Origin of the sequence: Enterocloster sp. 210928-DFI.2.20 (genome assembly GCF_020554465.1) — a bacterium.
Taxonomy (GTDB): Bacteria; Bacillota; Clostridia; order Lachnospirales; family Lachnospiraceae; genus Enterocloster; species Enterocloster bolteae.
In genome coordinates this window covers 21,445-34,154 of sequence record NZ_JAJCHK010000038.1, presented here as the reverse complement: position 1 = coordinate 34,154, position 12,710 = coordinate 21,445, and the positions used below count along the sequence as shown (strand labels likewise).

Sequence of the window (12,710 nt, the reverse complement as noted above, 5' to 3'; positions counted from 1 at the left end):
AGGAACAGCAGAATGGTATCAGAAGAGTTGAAAAAGATGTTTGAAGGGCGGATCGCAATGCAGGATATGCACTATGTGGGGAAAGCCTGCTATGGTAGACTGGATGAGAATCTTAGAGGGAAGATTGAGCTGGGACAGGGATTCCTGGACAGTGGATATACCCGTCTTACCGTCTCTGTGCTGGAGCGGACCAATGGACTGGTGGATCAGATGAAGTTTTTAATCAGTGATGTGACCGGTCTGAAACAAGAAAACGATGGAGAGCGGATGGCAGGACCGGAACTGAGCTCGTATAAGGACTCTGCCTGGTGGAATTGTGAGATGGAAGAGGCAGACTATCAGAAGATAGCGGAGGCGGTCAATGGATATCTGTCCCTGTTTCAGTCGGAAGAACTGGCGCAGGGACAGCAGGAAGGAGAATCCCAGGGAATGGGAGTACAGACGGGAAAGCTGCCGGGGAATATCCTAACTTAAATCATCGGAACCATATCTAACATAGAAGGAATGAGGAAGGGAGTGGGGCTTAAATGGAAGTGTTTGTGAAGCGTGAAAACTGGGATGGCGGAATCTGGATGAAGCTGCCGGCCTTGGAGGAACAGGCAGAGCAGATCCAGAAGGAACTGGCTGGGTACCATCCTTCCAGGATGATTCCATTCATAGGAGATGTGCAAGTGCCAGTGGTTGGTCTGGCTCCTCTGTTAATTGGAGAATTTGTGTTTCAGGATTCAAACCTGGGGCAGTTAAATTACCTTGCCACAAAGATTGGTTCCTGGTCCGAGCAGGAGCGGGCTGTCTTCGAGGCCGTGCTGCAGAATGAAAAGCCGGATTCCTTGTTGCGGATCGTGGAGACAATGGATCATTTAGACCAGTACGAATGTCATCCAGAGATAAAATCTCTTGAACATTATGGGCATTATCTGTTTGAACAGGAGGGAAGAACGCTGCCGGTTGAACTAACTGGTTATTTTGATTATGAGGCGTATGGCCGTATTCATATGAAAGCCAGTGAACGGCTGACAGATGAGGGGCTCATCACAAGAATCAAAGAGCCAAAACCGGGAGTGGGAAAGAAGCAGAATCCGGAAGTGGTGCAGCCTGGGACAGCGGTATTTCGGGTGTATTTGGCATTTGATAAGAGGTGTCCGGAAAAGATTTGTTTTTATTTCCCGATGACGGAGAAACAGCTGGAAGCCCTGGAAGATAAGTGCAGAACATATGACGTTGATGAGGTGGGAGACTATCTCAGCAATATCTGGGAGTTGGATCAGTTTCTGCCACCGAGGCTCACATTTAGGGAGTTGAACCAGGTTGCAATGGAGATACAGAACCTGGCGGATAAAACCACTGTGTCGAGAAAAAAACTTCTGGCTTCCCTGGAGGCAGAGGTTCCCAGGGAGGTAGATACAGCGTGTCAGATTATCCGTAATTATAAGGATTACGAATTTCTCCCGGTTCAGGAGTTGTCAGCGGAGGGCTATGCAAAGTATCTGCTGAATTTGCATCAGATTTACATCGAGAAGGAGCTGGAACCCTATGTCCGTCTCCAAGAATTTGGTTTGCAGAAAATGAAGGAGAATGGGCCGGTGGAGACAACATTTGGCACGCTCATCTGTAAGGGACATCCGATACAGGAACTGAGTCCGTCTGTTCATGAATTCCGCCTGTACAATTCATTGGCTGTAACCGCCTATTGGAGTGGAAGTGAATCCTTTGTACCGGAGCTTTTAAGCGGGGAGGAACTTCTCTCGTATGAAAATATGATCCGGGGAAAAATCCAGGCCAGCTTAAAAAGCTGCCCTGAGAAGGGACTGGCGGAATATCTGTTTTCTGAACTGCTTAAAAAACGGGTTGCATCCATGACGCCAGATGTAGAAGCATATGCCGGCAGCCTTTGGGGTGTGCTTACAGTACGAACTTACGGAGAATTAAATGACCGGGAGTTGGCGGCTGTAATGGAAGAGTGGAAGGTGATGGCGGATAGTGGCTGGGGTGAAGAACTGTTTTACCGGCCTATTCGAACGGAGAAGGGTGAGATTTATATTGGATTCTGGGATACAGACAATAATGACAACCTGTTCATAAAAACGGAGGAGGAGTTTCGAAGGGACTGCCTGGGTGGAAGTCAGATTGGGCAGGAGCTGCAGCTTTAAACGTAAGTCTTTGAATCAAGTTTTCAATGCAAGCCCAGAACAGCGGCTAAACACGAAAAGAACAAACGTTCTAAAAACATATTGCGATCTCATGTCTGCTCCTGTATAATAGCAGTAGAAAGAGGAGGCGTCAGATCAGATGATTCGGTTATTTGAGTTTCGGGATTTGGATAGGATTATGGAGATTTGGCTGGAGGGAAACTTAAAGGCTCATCCATTTATAAAAGAGGAATATTGGAGGCAGAATTATGAGATAGTCCGCTCTGTTTTGCCAAATGCAGAGGTGTATGTGTTTGAGGAAGACGGGGAGGTTCAGGGCTTCATTGGCATGGACGCAGAATATATTGCTGGATTATTTGTAGCGGAGGGACACCGAGGACAGGGGATTGGCCATCAGCTGATTTCAGAGGTAAAGCGGAAAAAGCGCCTGTCATTGCATGTATATGAGAAAAATACAGGCGCTGTGGCATTCTACTGGACGGAAGGGTTCCGTGTTGAAAACAGCATGATAGAGAAAGAAAATGGGGAGCAGGAGTATCTGATGGTGTTTCATGAGGACAGCGAATAAAATGGAGGAACATATTATGGAAAATGGGCCCCTTGGTATGGATATAAGGAAGTTAGTCCTGAGTGTCTAAGTTGCAATATTTTGTAGAGATACTAAATTAATGAAGGAAAAATATATTGAGAAAGTGAATTCAACAAATCGGAATTTTGTAAAAATTATTGACAGTATGTCATCTTGCGATTTAACTTACTATACGGGCATAAGGAAACGTATGATTTGATGATAGGGGAAGAATTAAAAAGTTGATTCACTTAGTGTTGATGTGGGGAGGTCATTAAATGCAGAGCGCAATCCATGAAGGATATGAATATCAGGATTATTTTACTGTTTCAATAATCCTACAACTGATGCTTCGCCAGACAGATGCTGAAATAATTATTGATCGTAAGGATTTCAGTGGAGATAAATTTGACGATCTAAAGGTGAAGACGCCTAATGGTACCACTGAATTTCAGATTAAGTATTCTGATGATGAAAGCTCCCACAAACTTACTAAAGATGACTTTGCAAATGGTAATGGACATGATATTGCGTTATGCGATCTTTTCGCTTCTTGGAAAACAAGAAAAGAATCTGAAAATGATACTCAGATAAAGTTATGCCTTGCGTGGAGCAGGCCTACTGATGAAGATCCGATTACAGAGTTTCTGAAGCCTATTCAAGAACAGCCCCTGCCTTTTTTGATTGCTGCATATTCGTTTGATGGAGAAGTGTTTTGGCCAGTAGAAAATTTACCTCCAAAAACGTGGAGAAAGTTTAATTTGGCAATTAAGGCAGGACTTATTGCTAGAGAAGACTTTTTGTCTTTTTGTGATGAACTTACGATTATTCTAGAAATGCCTAAGGCAAGTCTTGATTTAAAGAATCCTGGTGGCATAGAAAATGTAATTATTCGGCAAGTTGAGAAATTGGGCGTAGGAATATATCCAAATGATGGTCTCAACGCTGAAGATGTTATTTATAAGCTTGCTACGGAAGTGAAGCACTCCAGAGCGATGGGGAATAGACTTTATACCAATACATTAATGGGACGCCTTGGATTTATAATGGATTATGGGAAATTTGATCAAAGATTTCCAGTGGATTCAGCACATAAGGTTATACTTGACGATGAAATTGAAAGGCTACACGGAACAATTCGTGATTCAAAACGTGTTATTATTACCGGCAATCCTGGATCAGGAAAGTCTTGGCTTGTCGATGAATATATAGATAAACTTGAGAATGATGACAGTAAAGTTATTCATTATAATTGCTTCCAGTCATTGCAGGACACAAATAGTCTTGAGAGAATACGTGTAACTTCCTTATATGGCAATCTGGTTTCACAGATTGTGGAACAATGCCCAGAATTAGTTGAGCATAAGAATACAACGTTTGGTGCTAATAAAGCAGAGCTTGAAAATCTGCTTCGACTCATTGGAGAAGAATTCTATTTAGTAGTGGATGGCCTTGATCACATCTCCAGAGAATATGCTCTACATAAAGATCTTATTTCATGTTCAGAAACTGAAATCATTTCGGAAGTGTTGGAAATTCATTTTCCTGATAACTGCTATGTCATAATAGCATCGCAGCCAATAGACGCACTGGATAAATTCAAAGCCAATAGCTACTGTGTATTTGAAATTGAGCCATGGGGGATTAAGCAAGCAAAATCCTTAATGGCGACTTTTCAGATTACTGATGATACTATCAAAGATGACGATGGTTTATTAATAAGTGAATATCTACTTAAGAAATCTGAGGGAAATGCGTTGTACCTCAGTTATATCTTGCGTCAGTTACGAAACTCAAATATAAATAAAGAATTAATTGACGGAATACCCGATTACGATATTAGTCTATCTGAGTATTATTCCTATTTATATAAAAAGGTTTATAACAATCGCACAGTTAATGCACTTTGTGGGGCAGACTTCTATCTTAGTCTAGATGATTTAATGGAAATTACTGGAGATGGAGAATTTGTAGAACGCGATATATCGGTGCTTCACCCACTATTGATTGAAAATATTCTAAGCGGCGGCTTTTCAATTTATCATGAAAGTTTTCGCCGATTTGTGTTGTCCTCATTAAAGGAGAAAAAGGTTGATTTAGAGAGAAATGTTTATGGTATCCTTGCTGATTGGTTACAGGAGAAACCATTCTTTGAATTTGATAAGTCGTTTTATTATCTTACGGAATTACTGTATAAGATCAAGAGGGATGTTGAAAATACTGCTTTGATTGAGAAAGAATTTGTTCTTAAATCAGTCTCAGAGGGGTATTCTCGAAAACGTATAAGAATGAATCTGAATTGCATTATTCGAAGCGCAGGTAGAAGCAAAAATTTAGTTGCGTTGGTAACAGCTGGTGAATTGTTGGCAATGCTCGATGATATGAACGAATTCGAAAGTACTGGTGAAGAATACTTCCAAGCAATATGTGATATAAAAGGTGCTTCTAAACTAAATCAATTAATGCAGATTAATGGAGAACCAACCTTTGATAAGAATACAGGTCGACTGGCATGTTATATTTCTTCGAAAGCTGGCATTATACCTTGGTGGGAACTGTATTTAGATACAGATGCTAAACAGTACAAGATTGAGGATTTTAAATACTATTTTAGATATCATCTTGATGAACAGGGAGTTAGCATCATTCCTAAGCTCATGAAGATGATAGAAAAAGAAAATGTTTCAATAAGAAATCAATGTATTGAGATTGCGTATGATGAGCTACAGGATTATATAGAATTTGATGAAATTGCTTCAATTGCGGAAGAGCAACAACTGATTCATTGGAAAAGTTATCTTTCATATATTGAAACTGGATATTATCCGAAAAATGATGTTTCTTTTGAGGCTGCAATTGGGAATTGGGAAAAAATCAAAAAACTGAAGATGCCAGGAGAAGAAGATATCAGGATTTTCAAGGAATTATTCTCACAAGTATACCATCTCGCTGAGCAAGGGGACAGAAAAGCTATAGAGGCAGTCTTAGCTGATTGTAAAAATATTAACTGGTTCTATAATTGGATAATTTATTCTATCAAGATGGCAGAATTGTGCATACACACAGCACAAATGGATTCTAAATCCATCTGTGAATCAGCGATTACTAATTTAGAATTATTGCTACAGGATACGGAAGTTTTCAAGGGAGAACCACGTACTTGTGATTTATATTTTCTCCAGAATGAGTTAACAAGGTCATATGAACGGGCGGTAGAACTGATTAACAAAAATGGGACAGTAGAGGATCTGGAGAAAGCTTTAGGTATTCTCGAGCGACTTGATGATGAAACTGGAACAAGTTTTGATCATAGCATGGGAGGGCCATTAACTGATGCTGAATTTTTGAGATTAATATCTCGTTTTCTGACTATTGATAATTATGAAATTGTAAAACCTTATTTATTAAGGACTCAGGAGAAAATAGAAAAAAATGAGGTATATGACTGCATAGCTGCGGCAAAGCTTCGCTTTGTTAGTCTTATTTCAAAGTATAATCAGGCTGAGGCTTTAGAGTATTTTGATTTGTGTACACGTTATCTTGTTGCATATGGATATCACAAGGATATTATTCTGGAGCAGATTATGGATTCTTATAAAATATTTTTTAAATCTGTTGCAGAAAATCCAGAAGAGGAACGTGACACAATAACGAAAATGACAATAGCTCTTTGGAATCATACAGATGGAAGAGAAACAAAGCACTTTCTAAACCACTGGTTTGATGAATTGCTTGAGACAGATTCGAGGTATGCTCTTGCATTTCTGGCCGGGTTACAGATCAAGTATGGAAAAAGCTGGGTTGTGGAGTGTATGTTACGTTCTGCTATAGAGAAGTATTGCAATGACTCTAGTTATTTGGATATTGTAATTGGACTGATAGAGTCGCTTCCGAATGATACAAGCCCAAGAATAATTGATGCGGCCACATCTGTATTCAGAATACTAGAGCAGATGTGCACAGGAACAGACGATGATGAAAGATTACGGATCAAGCGCCGTATGAATGAACTTGTTATCAATGTTGTTTCAAGATTCAATATACTTGATATGCCTTGGCCAGACAGTGATTCTTGGAAAGATGGAAGTATAAAAGAATTCTTGTTAACAGTCAAGTCAGCGGGATTTGATGTTTCACAGTATATAGAATATTTCCGCATAAAGAAAGCTGACGATATAGACAACAAAGACGGTAAGAAAACAGTTGATGTTTTTGAAGACAATCAAATACATTTTGAAGCCTCAACCCCAGAGGACGCAAAGAAATGGTTTGAAACACATGATTTAACTGAGCGAGATATACAAGATATCTGCGAATTTCTTAAGAATTATCAGAATGATAAAGATACTTTACTTGAGATACTGAGATTCATAATTACTAGAGCTGGTGGATGGAGGTACAGTCAGAAACATAAGGATACTATTCTACAAATCATTGGGCAGTTGGAATTGGATGATAAAGAAATGTCAGAAGTTCATATGTTGATATACCTTAACTCATATGAATGGGGAAGCTCTTTAATTGATAAGGATGAATTTCTTAATAGTATACGAATGAAATCTGATGTGGCCTGTGACACGTTTTATCGTGAATTACCTGAAGTTATTATTTTACATTCGGGCAGAATTACAAAAGGCATTTTGAATGCACTTTTTGCGGTTGGATTTGACAAGGATAGTATTATCACGATTTGGAGAAGTGCATTTGATATTATGAAGCTTCGTTTTCCGAACCTTGATCAGTATCCTATAGACAATGTTTTGGAAGAAATGGATGAACTGTTAGAACTGCGTAACTGCTTATTAATGCGGTTCATTGATGAAGGGAAGGAATCGTTTTTGGCAACGTATGCTTATTTGGCGAATGCTGCTGAAGAAGAGAATTATTCAGAATTCACGGAATCGATAGTTTTTTGTCTGGAGCATTATGAACAGTATAATCTCGTGACACAAATAGCAATCGCAGATTTAGTAAGATGTTATGGTTATCGTCTGAAGGATTTGAATATAGATCGAATGCTCAATGCAATTAATGCTGTTTATCCAACCGGAAATTTACTTTTGGATGTCATATTTTCGGAATTTACAATATATAAGAGCTTTCTTTTAAAGTGCTCTGATAAACATGCACCCGATTATATGGAACAGGAAGATATTGAGTTTTATTTAGCGGAACAACTATATAATCTTGGGAAAGAAAAGACTCGAGAAAGAGCTGATGAATACGCTAAGAATTCAATATATCGAGATCCAATTATGCAGGTGGTAAATACCTGTGGTATTAACTATGTAGAACTTTATGATAAACTACATGCATCAAGGAGGCTGAATGATAAAATACAAGATTTTGTTGGGGGCTCAAGTAAGATTCCTGAAACAAATACCGTGTACAAATCATATGTAATTCAATATGCGCTCCATTCAATCATTGAAAAAGCCTTTGGGGACAGAAACCCCGAGTTGATTCCACAGAACTTGCTCCGGTTGATGCCTGACTATCAGGGAATGTATAGATTATTTAAATGTCGTGAAGTGCAACCTAAAAATCATCTGTATGATAAGAATAATTCGTGTGAGCCTTTTTTCAAAAATAATGAGGACCAATACATTCTAATAGGCTGCTCTGAAACAAGGAAACGCATCGATTATCAACAGGTATCTTTGGTATTTGCATATCAAGGAATAGTAGGAGAGAATGACGAAGAAGGTCAGATTCCATTCCAACAATATTTAGCCACAGCGGTTGAAAAGGGAGAAAGCTTTATGATTTCAAATAATTCGGAATCACTGATTGATTTTATTAGAACGCTAGATCGAGAATTAGAAGATGAAGACTATCTGTGGCCCGGAATGACAGTTTCTAAACTACTTAACGTTCATATTGAATTTGATTTTTTACATGGGAGATATATTGCAGTCAATCAGGAAAATGATATTGTCTTTATTATGAAAAAATGGTCATCGAGTTATAAAGGTGACAGCGAGTATTCTGGAAACGCGATTCCATTATATAGTGGTACTGAGTTGTATATAAAGAAAGAGTATATTGGAACGTTGGAGCAACGATTTGGAACACTGATGATGAAAACCTGTGTGCAATCATACACGCATACTTATTGATTTACTTAAATAATGGACAACTTATGGTAGGCGGATTTATGGACATAAAAATTGCAAATGGTACATAATAAAAATGACCAGCAGGATTGAACCTAACTGGTCATTTTTGTTAATTACAAGCTAGAAGGCTGTTATGATAGGGCGTTGGTTAGTAAACGTTATTTATCGTAATAGCCTTTATTTTATTTGTTCGAAAAAATCGATTAAGAAAAAATGGCTAAGGTGGTTGATAAATATGCAGTCTTGATTCAAGAGCTAGAAACCTTACAGGGACTGCGGATTAAATTGTAAAAAGGGACAGAGGAGGTTAAATGGTGAATTTTTTGCGAATGGAGTTAAAAAAGGTGCTAGGTATGACCCGATACAGCGAAGATGCAACATATATCGGAAGTTGCGGTTATGTGAGAGTAAATGAGGAAGTTCGTATGCGTCTGGAGTTTTCCAGATCTTCTACTACAACATATGACGGAATCGTTATGACAATGCTTAACCGAAAGGAGGGAACGATTGATACCAATGCGTTGAAATTCCGGGATATTTGGGGCAGGAAGGCGGTCAGCAATCCCAATTTCAAGGAAGGGATTATCCCGCACATTTGGGAAAACAAGGAGAAGGAGTGGTATGTCTATAAGCCGAACCAGAAGGATTACCAGATATTGGCGGATGAGATTAGTCAATATGTTGGACTGTTTCAGGAGGCAGAAATAACTCAGGGACAGCAAATGAATATGTAAATCCGGGAATATGGTAAGGCTTTGCTGTGAAGGAGGTGATGGTGTTCATTGTGTGAATAGAAAAGAGCAGATTGTTATGACAGAGAGAGACTGATGAAAATCAGTGTCTTTTTTCTCTTGCAAGAGAGCAAAAAAGAAGGAGGCAGAGTTCCGGCCGGGAAAAGATATCTGACTCTTTTTTGAATGGATTTAGAACAGAAAGCGATTGAAAGAGTGAGGATGGCGTCAGAGATGTCCCTGCGACTATACGGACGCCCTTTAGTTGTAACGGACAGTGGAGGGAAAGACAGCGCGGTCTGTAGGGAAATTGTAAGACGTGCCGGGATACCATTTGAGATTCATCACAACCTGACGACAGCAGATGCACCTCAGACCATTTACTATGTGAGAGATATTTTTCACAGGTTGGAACTGGAGGGGATTACCTGCTGTGTGAATTATCCGATATACAAAGGCCAGAGAGTTACCATGTGGTCTCTGATCCCTATGAAAAAATTCCCACCGACAAGGCTGCAAAGATATTGCTGCCAAATTTGTAAAGAGAACTCCTGCCGGGAGCGGTTCATTACCACCGGTGTACGTTGGGCGGAGAGTGTGAAGCGGAAAAATAAACGAGGCGTTTTTGAAAATTTTGTCTCAGATCCCAGTAAGAAGATTATCCTGAATAATGACAATGATGAGCAGCGCATGCTGTTTGAGAGTTGCACATTAAAAGGGAAAAGAATCTGCAATCCGATTGTAGACTGGCGGGACTCAGATGTGTGGGAATATATACGCAGCGAGCGCCTGGAGCTTAATCCGCTTTATGATATGGGATTCTACCGAGTCGGCTGTTTGGGATGCCCCATGGCAGGGAAGAACCGTTGGACAGAGTTTCGTCTATTCCCGACCTACCAACGGGCATATATACGATCATTTGGAAAGATGCTGGATGTAATCCATGCTGGCGGCGGCAAAACGAAGTGGAAGACAGCGGAGGATGTTTTTTCGTGGTGGATGGAGGAAGAGACTATAGAGGGGCAGATAAGTTTGTTTGATCGAATTGAATGGTTGGGAGAAAAGGATATTTTGTAGAATCTAAGCGATATCAAGGGGGATCTAAGCATTGGGGTAGAGATTGGCGGAAAGGAATTCTCTACTTCAATGTTTACATAGATTAGAAAACCTAGTCAGAATTCTTGGATATAGGTTACTCCGGAAACATAAAAGAACAAATGTTCTCTAAATCTATTGCGATATACACAATACTAAGGTATAATAGAAATATGATGTAAATGTATAGATTTATAGAATAATAGATGGTAAAATGAAAATTACAATAGAGAGAGATGGGTGAGAGAAATGCCTATAGCGATGGATATATGCCCTCGACAAAAGACATGGGAAGAGTATAAATATGAAATCGAAGCGCTGAAAAAGTCAAATAACTGCAATTCGGAGAAAGAAGAAATTGCATTTGCCCGCTCATTTAGCTTTTCTGTCATGAAATTTCTGTGGCGAAATGTAAATTATAAAAAAAGGTGGGAGTGTAGGCAAATAAAGATTGTTTCTAAAAGGTTGGATATTTATGCAATAAGACTGGCGAAAGATATTGCAGATTACTTTATTACATTAAATATAATGGAATATGCGTATTTAATGGGCGCTATGTATACAATGCTTTTACCTGACAGCTATCGTTCAGATAATGGAGTTTACTATACACCACCGTCTATATCAGAACGTCTTCTTGATTTATTAGCAGCAGAGGGGGCAGATTGGGCAGAAGATAAAGTCTTAGATCCGGCTTGCGGAGGAGGAGCATTCTTAGTTACAGTTGCCAATCGTATGTTAGGGGATTATAGGATAAAGGAATTATCTGCAATCGAAAAAATCGAACATATAGAAAAGCATCTATCAGGTATAGAAATAGATATATTTGCAGCATGGATTACTCAGACTTTGGTTGACATACTGTTGTATTCGGAAACGATAGTGGCGGGAAGAAGGCTAAAGTCCATCGTTAAAGTTCAGGATACAATTCAATGTATTGAAACAGAGACAAGGCGTTTTGATGTAATAGTTGGAAACCCGCCATATGGTAAAATAAAGCTGGATGAGGAAACTAGAAAACTATATTCAAGATCATTATACGGACATGCAAATTTATATGGGCTATTTATTGATGCATCATTAAGGATATTGCAGTCAGGAGGTTTGGTCGGATTTGTAACGCCAACTTCGTTTTTAGGAGGGAAATATTTTTCAAATCTGAGAAAGTTATTAGTTGAGGAGAATCCTCCTTTAGCAATTGATTTTATTTCAATGCGGTCCGGTGTATTTGATCAGGTCCTTCAAGAAACGTGCCTGGTTGTTTTTGGACCTAATAGAACGCGGTGTGTAACTGCGAATAAAATTAATGTGGAAAACAATGTATATAGTGTTGAGCGAATTGGAAGTTTTCAAATTGAGGAAGGAATAAAACCATGGGTAATTGCCCGTGAACCGGCAGAGGCTAATATCGTTAAAAAAGTTAGAGGAACGAATACCACATTACAAGACTATGGATATAAAGTTTCAACAGGGCAACTGGTATGGAATCGGTTAAAAACACAGATTTATGAAGAACCAGAGTGTGGGGTAAGACCTATTATTTGGGCAGAGGCAATTTCGGTAGATGGACAGTTTAAGTTTAATTATCAATATAGACGTAAAATGAAATATATAAAAATCTCAGAAAGGCAAGAATTCTTAGTATGTAGACAAGCAGCAGTACTGGTTCAGAGGACTACTGCAAAGGAACAGAACCGAAGATTGCAGACGTGTATATTGCCACAGGAATTTATTGATAAATGGGACGGAGTTGTGGTTGAAAATCATGTAAATATTGTACATTCGATATCGGACGTCCCCAAAGTATCCCAAAAGGCATTAACGCTGATTTTAAATTCACAGACAGTAGATCGAATATTCAGATGTCTGTCTGGAAGTGTAGCAGTATCGGCTACAGAACTGCAGGCAATACCTCTACCACCAGTTGATAATTTGAAGGAATTGGAAGAAATAGCGGCAGCTGTACATAAGGCGAATACTGATAAAGAAATGCAGGAGAAGATAGAGAATATCATTTTAAAAGCATACGGGCTGGAGGATTAAAAGA

Annotated in this window: 7 protein-coding genes; all 7 read left to right on the top strand. The window is 39.2% G+C overall.

All coding sequences use genetic code 11. The features are described from left to right. Nucleotides 1–12: 12 nt before the first annotated feature. On the top strand, nt 13–474 hold the full coding sequence (locus tag LI015_RS23910) for a hypothetical protein (RefSeq protein WP_227126505.1): 462 nt from the start codon (nt 13–15) through the stop codon (nt 472–474). 53 nt (nt 475–527) lie between these two features. Then, entirely contained in the window at nt 528–2,150 is a 1,623-nt protein-coding gene (locus LI015_RS23905; protein WP_227126504.1) for an antirestriction protein ArdA, read from the top strand. 139 nt (nt 2,151–2,289) lie between these two features. Continuing rightward, nucleotides 2,290–2,718, top strand: a complete 429-nt coding sequence (locus tag LI015_RS23900) for an N-acetyltransferase (RefSeq protein ID WP_054354036.1) — start codon at nt 2,290–2,292, stop codon at nt 2,716–2,718. A gap of 278 nt (nt 2,719–2,996) precedes the next feature. Next, the gene (locus LI015_RS23895) at nt 2,997–8,837 is read left to right on the top strand and encodes an ATP-binding protein (RefSeq protein WP_227126503.1); all 5,841 of its coding nucleotides are present in this window, start codon (nt 2,997–2,999) and stop codon (nt 8,835–8,837) included. Nucleotides 8,838–9,148: 311 nt separating this feature from the next. After that, entirely contained in the window at nt 9,149–9,571 is a 423-nt protein-coding gene (locus LI015_RS23890; protein ID WP_054354037.1) for a hypothetical protein, read from the top strand. 219 nt (nt 9,572–9,790) lie between these two features. Continuing rightward, a complete protein-coding gene (locus LI015_RS23885) occupies nt 9,791–10,645 on the top strand; it encodes a phosphoadenosine phosphosulfate reductase family protein (RefSeq protein WP_227126511.1) in 855 nt (284 codons plus the stop codon). A gap of 267 nt (nt 10,646–10,912) precedes the next feature. Beyond that, on the top strand, nt 10,913–12,706 hold the full coding sequence (locus tag LI015_RS23880) for an HsdM family class I SAM-dependent methyltransferase (RefSeq protein ID WP_195638936.1): 1,794 nt from the start codon (nt 10,913–10,915) through the stop codon (nt 12,704–12,706). Nucleotides 12,707–12,710 lie beyond the last annotated feature (4 nt).

Bases quoted from the DNA above. Each gene is read 5' to 3' on its own strand.
- LI015_RS23910 (WP_227126505.1), top strand. From the start codon at position 13: ATGGTATCAGAAGAGTTGAAAAAGATGTTTGAAGGGCGGATCGCAATG.
- LI015_RS23905 (WP_227126504.1), top strand. From the start codon at position 528: ATGGAAGTGTTTGTGAAGCGTGAAAACTGGGATGGCGGAATCTGGATG.
- LI015_RS23900 (WP_054354036.1), top strand. From the start codon at position 2,290: ATGATTCGGTTATTTGAGTTTCGGGATTTGGATAGGATTATGGAGATT.
- LI015_RS23895 (WP_227126503.1), top strand. From the start codon at position 2,997: ATGCAGAGCGCAATCCATGAAGGATATGAATATCAGGATTATTTTACT.
- LI015_RS23890 (WP_054354037.1), top strand. From the start codon at position 9,149: ATGGTGAATTTTTTGCGAATGGAGTTAAAAAAGGTGCTAGGTATGACC.
- LI015_RS23885 (WP_227126511.1), top strand. From the start codon at position 9,791: ATGGCGTCAGAGATGTCCCTGCGACTATACGGACGCCCTTTAGTTGTA.
- LI015_RS23880 (WP_195638936.1), top strand. From the start codon at position 10,913: ATGCCTATAGCGATGGATATATGCCCTCGACAAAAGACATGGGAAGAG.